This window comes from Pseudomonas sp. GD03944 (assembly GCF_029839275.1).
Classification (GTDB): Bacteria; Pseudomonadota; Gammaproteobacteria; order Pseudomonadales; family Pseudomonadaceae; genus Aquipseudomonas.
This window is the reverse complement of record NZ_JAOCAH010000005.1, coordinates 118,423-135,455: the sequence shown is the minus strand read 5'-3', so window position 1 is coordinate 135,455 and position 17,033 is coordinate 118,423. Positions and strand designations below refer to the sequence as shown.

Sequence of the window (17,033 nt, the reverse complement as noted above, 5' to 3'; positions counted from 1 at the left end):
GGGGCGAACGATGGTGCATCGCGTTCGCCTCCGTTTCACGCGCAACCGTAGAGGACTTTGCATGGCAGACACGGAACACGAACTGCACGACTTCGATCGCCAGGCGGTGTGGGCAGGCTTCAGCAAGCTGATGCCCATCTCGCTTTTCGTGGTGGTCTTCGGCGCGGCCTTCGGGTTGGCGGCCAACCAGGCCGGCCTGAGCGATTCGGTGGTGCTGGCGATGAGCGCACTGGTGTTTGCCGGTGCCGCCCAATTCGCCGCCTTGGAATTGTGGGGGGAGCATGTGTCTCTCGTTACCCTGGTCATCACCGTCTTCGCGATCAACGCCCGCCACCTCCTCATGGGCGCCACGCTCTATCCGTGGTTGCAGCACCTGCCGGCCGGCAAGCGTTACGGTGTGATGATGGTCGCCTCGGACGCCAACTGGGCGATGTCCATGCAGGCGTTTGGCAATCGCCAGCCGGGCATGGGGCTTCTACTGGGCGGCGGCCTGGCGCTGTGGGTGGCGTGGGTGATCGGTACCTGGCTCGGGGTGCTGTTCGGTGGTGCGATCCATGACCCCAAGGCGCTGGGACTGGATATGGTGATGGGCTGCTTCCTGTTGGCGATGGTGGTGGGCGGGGACAAGAACCTGCGGCTGCTGCTGATCTGGGTCGTTGCGGCCTGCGCATCGCTGTTGGCGTATCACTACCTGCCCGAGAACAGCCACGTGGTGGTGGGGGCGGTAGCCGGGGGAATCGCCGGCACGCTGTGGATGGAGAACAGGCATGAGCATTGAGAGCGCAGGTGCCGGCGCCTTGGTTCTGGTCCTGATCATGGCGCTCGTGACCTTGGCGACGCGCTGGGGGGGCGTCTACATCATGTCCTTCGTACCGATTGGCTACCGGGTAAAGCAATTCATCGGCGCCATGTCGGGCTCGGTCCTGGTGGCCTTGCTCGCGCCAATGGCGTGGGAGGGCGACAACGCGGCGCGGCTGGCGCTGTTGACCACGGCAGTCACCATGCTGCTGGTGAAGAAGCCGCTTCCCGCCATTGCGGCCGGCGTCCTGGCGGCTGCGCTGTTCAGATACCTCTGACGCGACCCGGCCGCATGGTCGAAAGCCTCGGCCTTTCGGTCAGGCGTACCGGCATCGCATCTGCCTGTCAGATTTCCCTTCTAGGCAGGATGCGATTACATTGGGCGATATTAAATAGCCATGCCGAATAGGTGATACACGGCCCGGGATTCCTGGGGCGTGTTTGCGTCGTTGCACCCGTGCCTGGCTCCCATTGTTGCCTCCCTCGCGCGCGAATTCATGGTCACCACCATTATCATCGGCATGCTCTGCGTGCACCTACTGTGTTTTAGCGTGATGTTCCAGCTGATCAGTACCCGGCTGAACGGCAAGAAACTGGGCATGGACGTCTTTGCAGTGGGCAATCTGCTGCTGGGGCTTGGCTACATCCTGCAACTGATGGATGGCCCGGCGGGCTGGGGCCTGATGAGCGTGGTCAACCACACGCTGACGATCTGCTCGCCGGTGGCGTACGTCTTGGGTGCCATGCGTTTCTTTGAGCGTCCTACCTCGGTCTGGCGCCCGCTGCTCGCACTCGCAGTGACCTACACCGTGCTGCAGCTGCTGGTGAAATGGACGCTCGGCCCTGAGGCGCCCTATGCGTTGCTGGCGGGTTCGTGCGCCGCGCTGTTCCTGGCCATGACCGTGGCAGCGTTGCATGCCGGACACACCTTCGCCCGGGACCTGCGCGCCGAGATGATGGTGTTCGCCGTATTGATCGCCGGCCTCTGCGGCCTCAATGCCGCGAAGCTGATGATGATTCTTGAAGGCGGCCTGGCGGCGCTGGACGTCAACACCGGCTTCCAGAAGGTCTTCTACATCTACATGTCGTTCCTGGGCACCGTGCTGCCACCGTGCGTGGTGTGGCTGGTGCTGCGTCGCCTCACCGACGAACTGCGTACCCTCGCGGCGCATGATCCGCTCACGCGCCTGCTGAACCGGCGCGGGCTGATGGATGCCCTGGGCACGCACTTCTGCTCGCGAACGGCAGGGCCTGCCTATTTGCTGATCGTGGACATCGACCACTTCAAACGGATCAACGACACCCATGGCCACAAGGTCGGCGACCTGGTGCTGTGCCATGTGGCCGACGTCCTCAGGGCCACGGCCCGCCAGGGCGATCTGATCTGCCGGCTGGGCGGTGAGGAGTTCCTGATCGTCTGCCTGGACACCGACCAGGCTGGCGCCATGCAACTGGCAGAGCGCACCCGTGCCGCGATCGAGCACAGCGACGTGCCGGGCATCAGCCTGAGCCAGCCGTTTCGCTGCACCGCGACCATCGGCGTTTCGGATGCGTTCACCAGCACCCAGGCGTTCGACGCGTCCATGCAGCAGGCCGATAGCGCGCTGTACCGGGGCAAGACAGCAGGGCGCAACCGCGTGGAGTGGGTTCACGCGCATGCGGTCTCCAGCTGATCGAACAGGGGCTGTTCGAGTGGCTGAGCTCAAGGCAGGTTCGACGCAAAAGTGATGGGTGATCAGGAAGGCTGATGCTGCCGTCAGGGGTACAACGGCGCAGCAAGTTTGGACTAAAATCAACAGAAAAAATGCTGGTGCGTGCATGGATATCGAAAGCCGGGCGAAGCTGCTGCAGTCGCTCATCAATCAACTGTCTGCCGACACACCTCGTTCTTCGGAGGAGCTGGTCGGAGAACCCGAGCGTGTCCTCCTGGGCCTGGACAACCTGTTCGAGCTGGGACTCATCACCGGCGATCTGGTGTATGGGGAGCAGGGCGCGAAGAACGACTACGCGACCCTGGTTTCAGCCAGCAACCTGCTGTTGACCCCCAAAGGGGTGGCGCTGCAGAACATCCCCTCGGCGACCTGAGTCGCTCGTTTCCATCGCTGAATGCCATGTGCGGCGGGCTGCATTGAGCCCGCGTAATGCCAGCCTGCCGGCTGCGGCGGCTTTCCCCGCCGCGTTCGGAGCATGCCGGAATCAGCTTCGGCCGCTGGCCTGTGGCAGATGCCCCAGGGGCAGGGCGGTCTGGTCCTTGACCGTCGCGATGGCGAAGTTGCTGCGAATGTCGCTGACGCCTGGCAGCTTCAGCAGGGACTCCAGCAGGAAGCGTTCGTAAGCCCTGAGGTCCGGAACGACCACCTGCAGCAGAAAGTCCGACTCCCCCGAGACCAGATGGCACGACACCACTTCGTGCAATGCACTGACGGCCTGGCGAAATGCCGTGGACGTCTCGTCATGGTGACGCTCGACCTTTATCCCGATAAAGACGGTCAACCCCAGGCCGATGCCGTCGCGGTCCAGATCGGCGTGGTAGCCGCGGATGATGCCGGCTTCCTCGAGCAGGCGTACTCGCCGAAGACAGGGGGAGGGGGACAGCCCGACTTCTTCGGCAAGTTGCACATTGGTCAGTCGGCCATCGCGCTGCAGGGCAGCGAGTATTCGTCGATCCAGGTTGTCGAGTTTCATTGTTGGCATCTTTTGAGTTCTGGTTACCGCTCCTTGGCATGATATGCCACTTTTTGCGTATTGATAGGCCGACTTCGCAACTCGCCAAGGTGGCCCTGGCCGTATGCTTTTACCCAGGTAATTGCAGGGTTGGGAGTGAATATGGCGAACCTCGAGCTGTTCATTGGCGCACTGGTCGTGGTGTACGTGGTGCCGGGGCCGGACATGGTGCTGGTGTTACAAACGTCCAGCATGCAGGGCCGCTGGCACGCAGTGGCTACCGCTTTCGGCCTTGCGTTGGCGCGGGTTGCGCATGTCGTGCTGGCGGCGGTCGGTCTTGCCGTGCTGTTGAACACCGTTTCCTGGGCATTCGATGCTGTCAGGCTGATCGGTGCGCTCTACCTGATCTGGCTGGGTGTGAAGATCGCACGCGCGCCGTCATTGATCCCTGACGGATTGGCACCGCTACCGGTTTCCTCGCGCAAGGCCTATGGCGCTTCGGCCTGTCGCGGGCTGCTGACCAACATCAGCAACCCCAAGGCGCTGCTGTTCTGCTCGGTACTGCTGCCGCAGTTCGTGGACGCCACCACGGATGTGGCAAGCCAGTTCGTCATCCTGGGTGGCGTGCTGGTGCTGGTCGGTCTGTTTTTCGATCTGCTGTACGCCCTGCTGGGCGCGGCACTCGGGCATTGGATGCGCCGCTATCCGCTGCTGCAGACGGTGCAGCGCTGGACGTTTGCCACGTTGCTGGTGGGCTTCGGCCTGCGTCTGGCGGTAACAGCCAGGCCTTGATGAGGGGCAGCGTCGGAAGAAGAGGCACATTCGTTTACGGCACTCTTCAACGCTAGGGGTTTTCGAGGCTTTGATGAGTCGATGAATGCCTTCAGTAGCGCTGCCTGAAAGGGCGGCGCCCGCTCTGAACAGGCTCCACGGCACGGAGCACCACACTCCTTCCCGTTGTTTTCCAAGCGTGATCGCAGATGGGCATCGACATGCTTTCTGTCGATCGATCCATTCCTGGCTGATGTTCTTCTCCCGCATTGATGCTCGGTACCTGAGCGCCAATTATCTCGTTATTGAAATGTTATAAAGTTTCATTTCTCGCGACTTTTGTTCACAATGCCGCCGCTGACAGGCCCGCCCTGGTGCCAGTCGGCGTTCGATCGGGACTCGAATTTCATCGCCACCTCAGCCGTGCGCCCGTTCCGTGCGGCGGATAATTGGAAGGATCACCATGCCTGTATTGAAGATGCGCAGCTTCGCGCAGCGCCGTCCTCTGTCTTTGCTCGCATTCGGGCTTTTCCCGCTCACCGCTCAGGCCGATGTGGTCGATCTGGCATCGACCGTGGTGAGTGCCACCAGCACGGAGCGCACGTTGAAGGACGCACCGGCCAGCGTCGCCGTCATCACCGCCGAGGAGCTGAGCAAGCGCCCGGTGCGCAACCTGGAAGAAGCGCTGCGCGGTAGTGAGGGCCTGCAGTTCAACGGCGTCGGCATGAGCCGGCGCGGCATCAGCATCCGTGGCATGGCCGGCGAGCACACGCTGGTGCTCATCGACGGCAAGCGCATCAGCCCGTCTTCCGGCGCCATCGCCCACTCCGATTTCGACCTGGGCTGGGTGCCGGTCGAAGCCATCGAACGCATCGAAGTGGTACGCGGGCCGATGTCCTCGCTCTACGGTTCCGAGGCGCTGGGTGGCGTGGTCAACGTCATCACCCGCAAGGCGACCGACATCTGGCTGGGTAGCGGCTTCGTCGATGGCGGTGTGCGCGAGGACGGCCTGGGTGGGCAAACGCATCAGCTGGGTGGCTATGTCAGCGGCCCGCTGCTGCCGGGCGTGCTGGGCCTGGCGCTGAATGCCGAGACCCAGCGTCAGCAGGAAACCCCCGATGCCGACAACCGCAACCTGTCCGAGCTCGAGGGCCGCAATGGCAACAGCGGCGGGGCGACGCTCACCTGGACGCCCGATGACGCACAGCGCATCGACCTCGGCTACGAGAGCGGCCGTGAACGGCGCTGGCGCAATACCGAAACCGGCGGCGCTGCCTCGCGCGACTATGAGTCCACCGACATCATCGAGCGTGAGCGCTGGTCCCTGGCACATGCCGGTGACTGGCAGTGGGGCAGCACCCAGGTCCGCGCCTACCGCAACCAGCTCGATCGCACGAATTCGCGCAGCGATGGGGCTGCGCCCAGCAACCCGCAGCGCCTGACCGACAGCGTGATGGATGGCAGCCTAAGCGTGCCGCTGCTCGACATGCACCGCGTGACCGTCGGCGGCGAGTGGCGCAAGGAGGAACTGGAGGACCGTTCGGTCAACGCCAGCGGTGAAGAAGAAGCCCTGCACCGTGCTGTTTTCCTGCAGGACGAGATCGCCTTCAATGCCGACTGGTCGCTGACCCTCGGCAGCCGCTTCGACAAGCATGAGCAGTTCGGCTGGGAGAGCAGCCCGCGCGCTTACCTGCTGCATCACTTCAATGATCGACTGACCCTGCGTGCCGGCGTCGGCAAGGGCTTCAAGGCACCGAGCCTGAAGCAGCTGTCGCGGGGGTATTCCGCGACCGGCGGCGGTGGCCGTTTCACCATCGTCGGCAACCCCGAGTTGCAACCGGAAACCAATACCGCCTACGAGCTGGGCGCCGACTACCAGGCGGACGGCTGGTCCCTGAGCGGCATGCTGTTCGAGAACGACGTCGAAGACCTGATCCAGACCGTGTGCGTGGCCAACTGCGGCATTCGCGGGCGCGAACTGCGCAACTACGAGAACGTCGAGCGGGCCCGCATCCGCGGGATCGAGCTGGGCGGTGGCGTGGACCTTGCCCACGGGCTGCGCTGGGACCTCAACTACACCTACCTGGATGCCCGTAACCGCACCGTCGGCCAGCGCCTCGGCGATCGTTCGCGGCACCTGGCCAACAGCGTGCTGAAATGGAGTCCGACATCCGCCTTCGATGCCCAGTTGCGCACCGAGTACGTCGGCAGCCAGATCACCTACAGCAGCAACGTTGCCTATTCGTTGCCGGCCTACAGCCTCTGGCATCTGGAACTGAGCCAGAAGCTGAGCAGCAACCTGACCTTGCGCGGCGGCATCGAGAACATCGGTGACGAGCGACTCGCCGATCAGAATGACCACTTCGCCTATGCCGAACCCGGGCGTACCTACCACATCGGCCTGGTGGCGACGTTCTGATGCGGGGCTTGATGATCCTGCTCTGCGGCCTGTTCTGGAGCCTGCAGACCGCTGTTGCCGCACCGGCGCAGGTGCGGATGCTCAGCAGCGACTTCGTGCTCCCCGGCAAGCATGCGCGCCTGGCCAGCTGGGCGCAGCAACAGGGTGTCGGTTTCGCCAGCCTGCACAGCGGTGCCGAACAGGCCCCCGATGCGCAGTGGCTGGCGGCCGCCGACCTGCTGATTCTGGATACGCCGCGGCCTTCCGATGTCGCAGCGGTCCAGCAACGCTTGGGCGATGTGCTCGAGCGGCAGCCGGTCCCCTGGATTCGTATCGGCGGCGGTGCGCCGGCCTACGGTAACCTGCCGCCGCCCGTGGCCATGCGCCTGATCGGCTACTACGGCAATGGCGGCGAAGCCAACCTCCGGCAGCTGTTCACCCTGATACAGCGCAAGAAGGTGGGGCAGCCGTTCGATGACCTGCCGGCGCCCGTCCCACTGCCCAATACCGGGTTCTACCATCCGGCCGCACCGGGGCCCTTCGCCACGCTGGCCGAGTACCTCGCCTGGGGCCAGGGGCGCTGGGCGGTGGATGCGCCCCGGGTGGCCTTCGCCATCCACCGCGGCGCCATTGCCGATGCCCAGGTGCGCGCCATCGATGACCTGGTCGAGCGCAGTGAGCGCCATGGCCAGGTGCCCCTGGTGTTCTGGTTCGACGATGCCAATCCGCATGCCCTGACCGAGCTGTTCGCCGAGGCCGATATCCGCGCACTGGTGAACATGCAGCACATGCAGAATGGCCCGGCGCGGCAGACGGAGTTTCTGCAACTCGGTGTGCCGGTGCTGCAGACCTTCGGTCATCGCGACGGCGACGAGCAGCACTGGCAGGCCGAACCCAGCGGCATGGCCGCGCGCTCGGCAGCGGCCTTTCTCAGCGTGCCGGAAGGCTGGGGCATGAGCGATCCGCTGGTGATTACCGCGCTGGAGGAGGGTGAGCCGACGCTGATGGCCAGGCAGGCCGAGGCCTTGCTCGGCAAGTTGGATCGTCTGATCCGTCTGCGTCAGTTGCCGGCGGCGCAAAAGCGCCTGGCGCTGATGTTCTGGAACCACCCGGACGGCGAACGCAATGTCGCGGCATCCCACCTCAATGTGCCGGCCAGCCTGGCAACGCTGAGTGCGGCGCTGGGGCGCGAAGGGTATGACGTGCCGGCCACCACCGAGCAGCAGTTGATCGACAGCGCCCAACGGCTGCTGGCCGGTTACTACCGCCCGGAGACCCTCGACGACCTGCTGCGCGACGGCTTGGCCGACACGCTGCCCTTGAAGGACTACCAGGCCTGGCTCGATCGCCTGCCACAGGCCACGCAAGACGACTTGCGCACACGCTGGGGGGACCCGGCGCAGCACTGGGCCCTGCGCGAGGTCGACGGTGAGCCGCAGTTCGTCATCCCGGCGCTGCACCTGGGCAAGTTGCTGCTGTTGCCGCAGCCGCCCAGGGCGGGGCGGCCGGGCGAGGCCTACCACGACAGCAAGGTGCCGCCGGATCACCTCTACCTGGCGGCCTACCAGCTGGTGCGCGAGCGCGTGGGCGCCGATGCGCTGATCCATTTCGGTACCCACGGCACGCAGGAGTGGCTGCCCGGCAAGGACCGCGGCCTGTCCGTCGAGGATTACCCGTTCCTGGCCGTTGGCGACCTGCCGGTCTTCTACCCCTATATCCAGGACAACATCGGCGAGGCCATCCAGGCCAAGCGCCGTGGCCGGGCCGTGATCATCAGCCACCAGACCCCGGCCTTCGCACCGGCCGGGCTCTACGACGAGCTGCGCGACCTACACCACCTGATTCACGAGTACCAGCAGCTGGACGAAGGCGCCGTGCGCGAGAAAACCGCCGAGCAGATTCGTGCAGTGGTGCTGGAGATGGACATGCAGGCCGACCTGGGCTGGGACGACGCATCGATGCGTGCGGATTTCCCGGCCTTCTTCACCGCGTTGCACGATCACCTGCACGAACTGGCACGGGGCGCCACGCCGCTCGGCCTGCATACCTTCGGTGAACCGGCCTCGGCGGAACATCGCCTGAGCACGGTGATGCAGCAACTGGGCACGCCTTACTACCAGGCCCTGGGGCTGGACCCCGACGAGGTGTTCGCGGCGGACTACAGCGAGCTGCAGGCCTCGCTTCCCTACCAGACCCTGCAGCGCTACCTGCGGGACGGCCAGCCGCTCGATGAAATCGAACCGGCCGCGCTGCGGCAACTGATCGCCAGGGGCGTGGAGCTGGACCGGCACCTCGCCGATACCCGGGAGCTGGAAGCCCTGCTGGCGGGTCTCTCCGGGCGCTTCGTCGCACCGGGTGCCGGCGGCGATCCGATTCGCAACCCCGAGGTACCGAGCGGCCGTAACCTCTACGCCTTCGAGGCCGACAAGGTGCCGACCCGCGCGGCCTATGCCGCAGGCGAAGAGGCCTTGCAGCAATTGATCACCCAGTACCAGGCCGAGCATGGGGGCCAGGCCCCGCAGAAGCTGGCGTTCAGCCTCTGGTCATCGGAAGCGCTGCGGCACCTGGGCATCGTCGAAAGCCAGGTGTTGCACGCCATGGGCTTGCGCCCGGTGTGGGACGAGGGCGGCCGCGTGGTGGCGCTGGACATCATTCCGGCTGTCGAACTGGGGCGCCCGCGGATCGATGCGGTGCTGCAGGTGACCAGTGTCTACCGTGACCAGTTCGACGGCTTCATGCGCCTGCTGGCCGACGCGGCGGATCGCCTGGCCGAGCTGGATGAGCCGGGCAACGTGATCGCCGCCAACAGCCTGGCACTGGCGACGCGCCTGCAGCAGGAACAGGGCATGCCCGCCGAACAGGCGCGGCAGTTGTCGCGCCTGCGCGTGTTCGGCAACGAGCCGGGAGACTACGGCACCGGTGTCTCGCAACTGGCGCTGGACTCGACCACCTGGGAAGACGATGCCGCACTCGGCCAGCAATTCCTGGAGCGCCTGCAGTATGGCTACGGCGCGCAGGCCTGGGGCGTGAAGCTGGAGGACGGCAACCTGTTCGCCGAGCAGCTCAAGGGGGTGCAGGCCGCCGTCATGTCGCGCTCGTCCGAGCTCAACGGCCTGCTGTCCACGGACCATCCCTTCGAGTTCCTCGGCGGTCTGTCGGCCGCCGTCCGGTCCCTCGATGGCAGCAGCCCGGCGCTCTACATTTCCGACCTGCGCAAGACGGCTCCACGCACCACGGCGGCTGCCCAGTTCCTGGCCACGGAGCTGCGCGGCCGCTACCTGAACCCGCAGTGGATCGGCGAGATGCAGAAGGAGGGCTACGCCGGCACGCTGGAGATGCTCAACCTGGTCAACAACCTCTGGGGCTGGCAGGCGGCCGACCGCAGCATGGTGCGTGACGACCAGTGGCAGGCGATCCATGACACCTACGTCATGGATAAGCGCGAGCTGGGCCTCGATGCCTGGTTCGAGCAGCACAACCCCACGGCCCAGGCCCAGCTCATCGAACGGATGATCGAAGCCATCCGCAAGGGCTACTGGGACGCCAGCGAGCAGACCCGCCGCGAGCTGGTCGAGCGCCGCCAGCAGCTCGCCGCCACCGAGGCCGGCGCGGTGGGCGAGGCCCTCACACAACAATTTTTCGAGCAGATGGCGGCCGGCTTCGGCTTGCACAGCCAGGGCCAGGGTGCGCCCGCCCAGGCGGCCGGCACGGCGGCACAGGCCGTCAGCGGGCAGGTGCTCGAAGAAGTCATGCCCGAGCAGGGCGAGGCGCAACCGCAGTGGCTGCTGTGGCTGGGCTTTGCGCTGCTGCTCGGCTTTTTCCTGGGCGGTGCCATTCGGCAAGGCCTGACCAACTCTCGACTGACGGAACCCACACCATGAATGGTCTCGAAACCAGCATCTACGAAATCACCCGGCTCTTTCTGGTGCCGGTCATGCTGCTGATCCTCGCTTCGCTGGCCTATGCCTGCTTCGCCCTGGGCACTTTCGCGCTGGAGGCCTGGCAACGCCATCGCGGCGCCTACCGCTCGCAGCTGGTGGCCTGGCACGGCCAGCACGGCGGCACCAGCGACGACCTGGAACTGTGGATCATGAAGCAGCTGGAATGGCTGCGTATCACCTCGCGCAGTGCACCAATGCTTGGCCTGGTGGCGACCATGATCCCGATGGGCCCGGCGCTGCTGGCGCTGACCCGCAACGATGCCCAGGGCATCGGCGAGAACATGGTGGTGGCCTTTTCCTCGGTGATCGTCGCCCTGGTCGCCGCCAGCATCACCTTCTTCATCCTCACCGTTCGCCGCCGCTGGCTGCTGCAGGAGCTGCGCAGCGTGGAACGTGCGCAGGAGCAGGCCTGATGCGCTTTCTGGAACACGACGAAGCGGACGATCCGATCATCTCCATGGTCAACCTGATCGACCTGTTCCTGGTGGTGATCGGCATCCTGATGGTGGTCATCGTGCAGAACCCGCTCAACCCATTCAGCCAGAACACCGTGGTGGTCATCGAGAACCCCGGCGAGGCCGACATGCGCATGCTGGTCAAGGAGGGCCAGGAACTGAAACGCTACGAATCCAGCGGTGCCATCGGCGAAGGGCAGGGCACCAAGGCCGGCGTGACCTATCGCCTGGCCGATGGGCGGATGATCTACGTGCCGGAATCGGAGGGCGGTGAACAGGCGCCGTCCCGCTAGCGACCGGGCTCTTCTGGCTGCCGGCTTTTTCGGATGGCCTTGAGTACCGCGTCGATGTGCCAGGTTTCCGGGCCGATGGGCGTGGCGCCTTGCGGGTCTGCCTGCAGCTCGATGGCGGTGGCGATGCCTTCGGTAGCGAGCACTCGCTGGCAATCGGCGAGGTACCGGCGTTTGCCGGTGAGCCACTGGCGGCCGGTTTCCGCGAGCAGGGCAAAACTGTCCGGATAGGAGCACGCCAGCTTCTGACGCAGGTTGATCAGCGCCGCCTTGTCGTCGCGGGTGAACGACGGAACCAGGACGTAGAGCTTGCCCGCGGCGGCCTGCAGGTCGGCCTTGTCCTGCAGGTACTCGTCGACGCTGAAGCAGCTGGCCACCACCTCGTGGGCGCCGGTGCCGACATCGACCAGGTGGGCATTGACGCCGACGTAGCAATACTCGGTCTTGCCATGCACCACGCAGTCCTCGGTGTTGCAGCGAACCACCCAGTAGCGGCCGTCGGCAGACAGTTCGCAGGACTGGATGACGAACCGCTCCGGGCGGCCGTCGCTGATCACGCCTTCATGGAGGGCGAGAACGATGGCGCTGGCCTGTTGGGCGGAAATCATCGGGCGGGGCTCTGGTCGGACGCGCAAGGGATCCGCAGGCCCGCGTCGGCCAGTGGCATACCTGCCACTGGCCGTGCTGAACCGACGGCACAGGCGCTGCTCAGCGCACCACCTCCAGCGCCGTCACTTCATACCGGTACTGCCCGCCGGAGGACGATTGCAGGAGGAAGGAAACGCCCAGGTCTTCGATAAAGGCGCTGGTGCTGCGGTAGCTGCCGTGCTCGCAGCTCAGTTCGATGGCATCGCCGGTGAGGGTGGCGAATACCTGGGCGGCGGGGTAGCGCTTGCCGACGGTGCAGGTCATCTGCGTGGTCATGCGCTCATCGCCGGGCTTGGCGGGCGTGTTTTCCATCAGCAGGCGGCTGCTCAGGGTCTGGCCGGCGGTCCAGTCCTTGGGGATCTGCACGTCGGCGTGCTGGGTGACCAGGACGCGGCCGTCGCCGATGCCGACCATTTTCGATTTCAGCTGGATCAGGTCCGCCTTGATCTGGCGGTGGACCTGGAAGCTGGGGCTGTAGATCTCGGTCTTGTTCAGCAGGCCGCCCTCGGCGGTCATTTCGATGGTGACCGGGTCGCTCTTTTTCTCGTTGTCCTTTGTCGTCGCGTAGGTGTAGCGCAGCGAGGCAAATTTCGGCTGCAGCAGGGGTACGTCGAGTGGCTTCAGCACGCTGTCGGGCACGACCGCGTCGGTGATGTCGGTCGCCGGCGCCGGCTGTGGGTAATCGGAGGCCGGGATGTCGGGGCGCACTTCGGCGAAGGCCGCTTTATCGGTCGCGCCTTGCAGCGAGCAGCTGAGGCGGGTGCGGTTGCTTTGTGAGCTCTCGGGTTCGAGGAGCAGCACGCGCTCCAGGCGGGCGGTGCCGGGGGCGCCTTTCAGCGGCTGGATAACCTGCCAGCTGTTGCCCTGCCGCAGTTCGCTGCGCACGAAGGTCGGCCCGAGCGGCCGCAACTGTTCGGGGTGCTTGAGCAGGGGCGCCAGCTGCTGGGCCACCTGGTCAGGGCGGCCGTCGACGATGAAGCCCCAGAACAGGTAGTAGCCCAGCTCATCCAGGTCGGCGCTCTGGTCGAAGTAGGACACCAGCTTCATGCCGGCGACCTGCGGCGTTCCCTGGATCGGTACGCTGTCCTGGCCGTCACGGTTGCGGTTTTCAACGGCGATCCAGCTGGCGTTCTGTTCGTGTTTCAGCGGCACGAGGGCGTCCCAGGCGGCGCGGTGGGTCTGCAGGCTGCTGAAGAAGCTGGCGTCGCACTGGGTGAAGGCGCTGAGCGTATCGGTCAGGGCCTTGTCGCTGGCGTGGGTAATGGTGGGCAGCAGCAGGGCGGCGGCGAGCAGGGTGGCGCGGTGGGGCAATTTCATCGAGCAGGATTTCCATATCGTTTGACGGGCGTTCAAGACGCGGCGGCCATTATCCAGAAGCCAGCAGGCGACCTCCAGTGATCGCGCAACGCTTGTGCCGTTTTGCGACAGGGTTGTTGCCCGGATGGCATTACCGCACAGGCCAGCAGACAACGCCGCCTGGCTGCGCGACTATAGGCACGGAACGGACTCACGGAGCGCTCACAATGGCGTTTTACGACAGCATGGAAGGGCCTCGATTCGCTCGGGCGCTGCGCGGATTGGTTGCCATCGCCTGCCTGGCGGTGCTGACCAGCTGCCATTGGCTGCAGGACTCGATTCACCCCGACTTCTTCCAGGCCTTCATTGACGTCAACCGCCGCGGCGACGACCATGCCGCGACGGCGGTCTTCGACCCGCAGTTGCGGGTGCTGGCGGTCGGCCGGGAGAGCGGATTGCTGGAACTGTGGGACACCCGCCAGCCCAATAGCCGGGTGGCGCTGAAAGCCCACGACGCGCGCACCGAGTTCATCGCCTTTGGCCCGGACGATGGCATCGTGCTGACCGCCTCGATGTTCGACAGCCACATGATCGATCCCGATGTCGGCCCCCGGGTGTGGGACGCCTACACCGGTGAACTGCTGGTGACCCTGACCGGCCTGAACGGGCCCGGCCCTATTGCTGCCAGCCCGGTAAAGGGTCTTTACCTGCTCGCCGAGAGCAACCGCCTGTGGCTATACGACCACCGCCAGCGCCAGTTGGTGGGTACGCCCTATGAGGTCGAGCGCAGTGGTCAGGTGACGGCGATCACCAGTGACCGGACCTCCGGCCTGATTGCGGTGGGCAGCTCCAACGGCGACCTGATCCTGCTGCAACTGGACCTCACCCGGGAGCAGCCGCGCTTCGCCGTCGTGCGGCAGATAGCGCCCTACGGCCGGCACGTGCGCACTGACGTGCTGACGCTGGCCCTGCTCGACGAGGGGCGGCGCCTGGTGTCGGTCGGCTGGCTGCCCGAGGCTGAACGCACCGATTCCCAGGCCGAGATCAGCGAATGGGACGTCTCGACCCTGCAACGCAAGCGGACCTATCCCTTCACTCTGCAAACGGTGAACTGGGCCGCGGCCACGCCCGGTTCGCCCTGGCTGGTGCTGGCGGGCCTGGAGTCCACCCGCGGCAAGATCGAACTGGTGGACCTGAGCACGGGCATCGCCTGGCGCTACAAGGCCAACACCAGTCACCCGCGTGCCGTGTTGTTCCCCGAAGCGCGGGCAGGGCTGATCCTGCAGAGCGGCGGGGCGACGCGAATCAACTACCTCGACCAGCAGTAGCGGAGCTGGGGCGCCCTGACGCTTCGCTGCCCTGTGGCAAAAAAGAAGAAGGCCACCCGCGGGTGGCCTTCCGTTTGCTGCCTGTTACGGCTTCAGCTTGGTACCCGCACCGGCACCGATATCCGCCCCTGTGATGGAGTCGCGGGTGGGGTCGGATGCCGTGCGCTCGGCCATCTGCGCGACTGCCGTTTCCTGGGCGGATGGCAGGTCCACCGTGGCGCCGCCATCGCCGCCGTCCACGGCCGGCTTCGGTTGCTCGACGAACTCCCACTGATCGCCCTGGTTCCACGGCCCGCGCATGTCGCCGGCGCCCTGGGACAGGTTGAAGTAGACGCTGGTGAACTCGGGCATGCCCGGTAGTTTCCCCTGCGGGAAGTTGGGCTGGATGGCGTGCAGCGCTTTCTCGAACGACTTCTGATGCGCCAGTTCGCGGGTCATCAGAAAGCCCAGCGCTTCCTTGATGCCGGGGTCGTCGGTGACGTTGATCAGCCGCTCGTAGATGATCTTGGCGCGGGCTTCGGCGGCGATGTTCGAGCGAAAGTCCGCCGTCGGCTCGCCGATGCTGTCGACGTAGGCCGCGGTCCAGGGCACACCGGCGGAGTTGGTCAGGGCCGGGCCGCCACCGTAGAGCAGCGAGGTGATGTGGGAGTCGTTGCCGCCACCGGTGAGCGAGCGATACAGCTCAGCTTCCTCTTCGATGGCTTCGGCGAGGTCTCCCTTGGCCCCCTTGTTCAGCATGGCCACGATCGAGCCGATGATCTCCAGGTGGCTCAGCTCTTCCGTGGCGATGTCCAGCAGCAGGTCCTTGCGCCCTGCGTCGTCCTCGGCCAGACCCTGGGTGAAGTAGCGCATGGCGGCCGCCAGTTCGCCTTGCGGCCCCCCGAACTGTTCAAGTAGCAGGTTGGCGAGTCCGGGGTTCGGCGCCGCCACCCTGACGGTGTATTGCAGTCGCTTGTTGTGCACGAACATCAGTCATTCCTCCACGGTTGGATATTCCGTTCACCACTCGATTGGGGCGTTCCGTGCCTTCCAATAAGGTGAGTGCGGGCGGTTGCGGAGGGTTCAGGGAAAATTTGTAAAGGTTATTAAGCGAAGCGGCAATCATTGCTCAGGTGAATAAGCGCTGCGCTTGCACGCCCGTTGGAAAAAGGTTGAACCGCCCGGCGATCCGGCGTCTCCCAATTACATCTTTCATCCCAAGAGGAGATGCACCATGACCGACAAGACCGGAAATCTGCTGAGCTGGCTGAAGGATGCCCACGCGATGGAGCAGCAGGCCGAACAGATGCTCAGCGCCCAGAAATCGCGCCTGGAGAACTACCCGAAACTGCGCACGCGCATCGAGAAGCACCTGGTCGAAACCCAGGGCCAGAAAGCGCTCCTGGAAAAGGCGCTGGATCGCCTGGGCTCGCAACCCTCCACGCTCAAGGACATGGGCGGCAAGCTGATGGCCTTCGGGCAGGCGGTCGGCGGCATGACCGTCAGTGACGAAGTGGTGAAGGGCGCCATGGCCGGCTACGTGTTCGAGAACCTGGAGATTGCCTCCTACACCGTGCTGATCGCGGCGGCCAAGGCGGCGGGCGACACCGAGACGCAGCGTATCTGCGAAGAAATCCTGCCGCAGGAAGTGGCCATGGCCGAGTGGCTCAAGGAGCACCTGCCCGAGCTGACCCAGGCCTTCCTCGACCGTGACGAAACGCCGGGTGTCGAGGCGAAGCGGTGAAGTTCGGTTTCGGGAGGGGCTGCCATGGTCACGGGGCCCAGCCCAACCAGCCCCTGCTGAAAACCCTGAGCTTTGCGGTACTGCATTTCACCATTGCGTTCACCGTGGCCTACTTGTTGACGGGCAGTGTGCTGACCGGCGGTCTGATCGCCCTGATCGAGCCTGCCTGCAACACCGTGGCGTTCTATTTCCATGAGAAGTTGTGGAGCCGTCGCGGCAAGGCCTCGGTCGAGCAGGGCTATGGGCACGGCAACCTGGCGGATGTATTCAAGAAACAGTCCGACAACCCATGCAACAGTGCTGAAAAAAACTGAATATTTCTTAAGGATTGCGCCCTGGCCGTGCAATCCTTTTTTCTTGTGTTAATTAAAAACTGCAACTTTCCAGCACTTCGCTGTCAGCTGTTCTGCGCATCGGCTTGCGTGCTTATAGGTCATGAACGAATCGTCCTGGCGCACTGTACATGGCGCTGGCGGCAGGTGCTTTGGCGGGAACGAGCGCTGTTTCATTTTCTGTTCAAGGCCTTCAGGCACTGGTGTTGCAGCGCTACCCGCACCGCGGGAGCGAGTCGTTCGGCACGGTGTACAGACCGTGTATGCAGCGGCGCTGGGAAAAGAAACACATATACCGGGTAATAGCAAAATAATTGCACTTTCTATGTTTTTGCGAACAGGGAAAGTGTGTACGTGCTTCGCTATTTTTTGTTGCCGATTGAATAAGG

Annotated in this window: 16 protein-coding genes; 12 read left to right on the top strand and 4 right to left on the bottom strand. The window is 64.7% G+C overall.

The window, feature by feature from the left end:
- The first annotated feature begins 61 nt into the window (after positions 1-61).
- The 4 genes from N5C28_RS10275 (at position 62) to N5C28_RS10260 (ending at position 2,883) form a co-directional block, all read left to right on the top strand.
- On the top strand, positions 62-778 hold the full coding sequence (locus N5C28_RS10275; protein ID WP_279822042.1) for an AzlC family ABC transporter permease: 717 nt from the start codon (positions 62-64) through the stop codon (positions 776-778).
- On the top strand, positions 768-1,076 hold the full coding sequence (locus N5C28_RS10270; RefSeq protein WP_279822040.1) for an AzlD domain-containing protein: 309 nt from the start codon (positions 768-770) through the stop codon (positions 1,074-1,076). The genes N5C28_RS10275 and N5C28_RS10270 overlap by 11 nt, the downstream gene beginning before the upstream one ends.
- Positions 1,077-1,295: 219 nt before the next feature.
- Positions 1,296-2,471: a GGDEF domain-containing protein gene (locus N5C28_RS10265; protein ID WP_279822038.1), complete on the top strand. Its 1,176-nt coding sequence runs from the start codon at positions 1,296-1,298 to the stop codon at positions 2,469-2,471.
- A gap of 145 nt (positions 2,472-2,616) precedes the next feature.
- A complete protein-coding gene (locus N5C28_RS10260) occupies positions 2,617-2,883 on the top strand; it encodes a hypothetical protein (protein ID WP_279822036.1) in 267 nt (88 codons plus the stop codon).
- Positions 2,884-2,994: 111 nt separating this feature from the next.
- On the opposite strand, the gene N5C28_RS10255 is transcribed toward N5C28_RS10260, so the two are convergent.
- Positions 2,995-3,483, bottom strand: coding sequence for an Lrp/AsnC family transcriptional regulator (locus tag N5C28_RS10255; RefSeq protein WP_279822034.1), 489 nt, complete (start codon positions 3,481-3,483; stop codon positions 2,995-2,997).
- A gap of 141 nt (positions 3,484-3,624) precedes the next feature.
- Between N5C28_RS10255 and N5C28_RS10250 the strand changes: the two genes are divergently transcribed.
- The 5 genes from N5C28_RS10250 (at position 3,625) to N5C28_RS10230 (ending at position 11,320) form a co-directional block, all read left to right on the top strand.
- Positions 3,625-4,254: a LysE family translocator gene (locus N5C28_RS10250; RefSeq protein WP_279822033.1), complete on the top strand. Its 630-nt coding sequence runs from the start codon at positions 3,625-3,627 to the stop codon at positions 4,252-4,254.
- 457 nt (positions 4,255-4,711) lie between these two features.
- Entirely contained in the window at positions 4,712-6,652 is a 1,941-nt protein-coding gene (locus tag N5C28_RS10245) for a TonB-dependent receptor (RefSeq protein ID WP_279822259.1), read from the top strand.
- Positions 6,652-10,512: a cobaltochelatase subunit CobN gene (gene cobN / locus N5C28_RS10240; RefSeq protein ID WP_279822032.1), complete on the top strand. Its 3,861-nt coding sequence runs from the start codon at positions 6,652-6,654 to the stop codon at positions 10,510-10,512. Before N5C28_RS10245 ends, cobN begins: the two co-directional genes overlap by 1 nt.
- Positions 10,509-10,985 carry a MotA/TolQ/ExbB proton channel family protein gene (locus N5C28_RS10235; RefSeq protein ID WP_279822031.1) on the top strand — a complete coding sequence of 159 codons (477 nt, stop codon included), beginning with the start codon at positions 10,509-10,511 and terminating at the stop codon, positions 10,983-10,985. The genes cobN and N5C28_RS10235 overlap by 4 nt, the downstream gene beginning before the upstream one ends.
- Positions 10,985-11,320 (top strand): DUF2149 domain-containing protein, encoded by a 336-nt coding sequence (locus tag N5C28_RS10230; protein ID WP_279822030.1) that lies wholly within the window; start codon positions 10,985-10,987, stop codon positions 11,318-11,320. Before N5C28_RS10235 ends, N5C28_RS10230 begins: the two co-directional genes overlap by 1 nt.
- Here N5C28_RS10230 and N5C28_RS10225 read toward each other — a convergent pair.
- Positions 11,317-11,925 carry a hypothetical protein gene (locus N5C28_RS10225; protein ID WP_279822029.1) on the bottom strand — a complete coding sequence of 203 codons (609 nt, stop codon included), beginning with the start codon at positions 11,923-11,925 and terminating at the stop codon, positions 11,317-11,319. The genes N5C28_RS10230 and N5C28_RS10225 overlap by 4 nt on opposite strands.
- 100 nt (positions 11,926-12,025) lie before the next feature.
- Entirely contained in the window at positions 12,026-13,282 is a 1,257-nt protein-coding gene (locus tag N5C28_RS10220; protein WP_279822028.1) for a hypothetical protein, read from the bottom strand.
- Between the two features lie 206 nt (positions 13,283-13,488).
- On the opposite strand from N5C28_RS10220, the gene N5C28_RS10215 reads away from it, so the two are divergent.
- Positions 13,489-14,589, top strand: a complete 1,101-nt coding sequence (locus N5C28_RS10215; protein WP_279822026.1) for a hypothetical protein — start codon at positions 13,489-13,491, stop codon at positions 14,587-14,589.
- A gap of 84 nt (positions 14,590-14,673) precedes the next feature.
- Here the strand turns inward: N5C28_RS10215 and N5C28_RS10210 are convergent, their stop codons facing one another.
- Positions 14,674-15,558, bottom strand: coding sequence for a manganese catalase family protein (locus N5C28_RS10210; protein WP_279822025.1), 885 nt, complete (start codon positions 15,556-15,558; stop codon positions 14,674-14,676).
- Between the two features lie 244 nt (positions 15,559-15,802).
- Here N5C28_RS10210 and N5C28_RS10205 point away from each other — a divergent pair, with 244 nt between their 5' ends.
- On the top strand, positions 15,803-16,312 hold the full coding sequence (locus N5C28_RS10205; protein WP_279822024.1) for a DUF892 family protein: 510 nt from the start codon (positions 15,803-15,805) through the stop codon (positions 16,310-16,312).
- On the top strand, positions 16,309-16,626 hold the full coding sequence (locus tag N5C28_RS10200) for a DUF2061 domain-containing protein (protein WP_279822023.1): 318 nt from the start codon (positions 16,309-16,311) through the stop codon (positions 16,624-16,626). Before N5C28_RS10205 ends, N5C28_RS10200 begins: the two co-directional genes overlap by 4 nt.
- The last annotated feature ends 407 nt before the right edge of the window (positions 16,627-17,033 follow it).

Bases quoted from the DNA above. Each gene is read 5' to 3' on its own strand.
- N5C28_RS10230 (WP_279822030.1), top strand. From the start codon at position 10,985: ATGCGCTTTCTGGAACACGACGAAGCGGACGATCCGATCATCTCCATG.
- N5C28_RS10275 (WP_279822042.1), top strand. From the start codon at position 62: ATGGCAGACACGGAACACGAACTGCACGACTTCGATCGCCAGGCGGTG.
- N5C28_RS10220 (WP_279822028.1), bottom strand. From the start codon at position 13,282: ATGAAATTGCCCCACCGCGCCACCCTGCTCGCCGCCGCCCTGCTGCTG.
- N5C28_RS10215 (WP_279822026.1), top strand. From the start codon at position 13,489: ATGGCGTTTTACGACAGCATGGAAGGGCCTCGATTCGCTCGGGCGCTG.
- cobN (WP_279822032.1), top strand. From the start codon at position 6,652: ATGCGGGGCTTGATGATCCTGCTCTGCGGCCTGTTCTGGAGCCTGCAG.
- N5C28_RS10265 (WP_279822038.1), top strand. From the start codon at position 1,296: ATGGTCACCACCATTATCATCGGCATGCTCTGCGTGCACCTACTGTGT.
- N5C28_RS10250 (WP_279822033.1), top strand. From the start codon at position 3,625: ATGGCGAACCTCGAGCTGTTCATTGGCGCACTGGTCGTGGTGTACGTG.
- N5C28_RS10205 (WP_279822024.1), top strand. From the start codon at position 15,803: ATGACCGACAAGACCGGAAATCTGCTGAGCTGGCTGAAGGATGCCCAC.
- N5C28_RS10245 (WP_279822259.1), top strand. From the start codon at position 4,712: ATGCGCAGCTTCGCGCAGCGCCGTCCTCTGTCTTTGCTCGCATTCGGG.
- N5C28_RS10235 (WP_279822031.1), top strand. From the start codon at position 10,509: ATGAATGGTCTCGAAACCAGCATCTACGAAATCACCCGGCTCTTTCTG.
- N5C28_RS10270 (WP_279822040.1), top strand. From the start codon at position 768: ATGAGCATTGAGAGCGCAGGTGCCGGCGCCTTGGTTCTGGTCCTGATC.
- N5C28_RS10225 (WP_279822029.1), bottom strand. From the start codon at position 11,925: ATGATTTCCGCCCAACAGGCCAGCGCCATCGTTCTCGCCCTCCATGAA.
- N5C28_RS10260 (WP_279822036.1), top strand. From the start codon at position 2,617: ATGGATATCGAAAGCCGGGCGAAGCTGCTGCAGTCGCTCATCAATCAA.
- N5C28_RS10210 (WP_279822025.1), bottom strand. From the start codon at position 15,558: ATGTTCGTGCACAACAAGCGACTGCAATACACCGTCAGGGTGGCGGCG.
- N5C28_RS10255 (WP_279822034.1), bottom strand. From the start codon at position 3,483: ATGAAACTCGACAACCTGGATCGACGAATACTCGCTGCCCTGCAGCGC.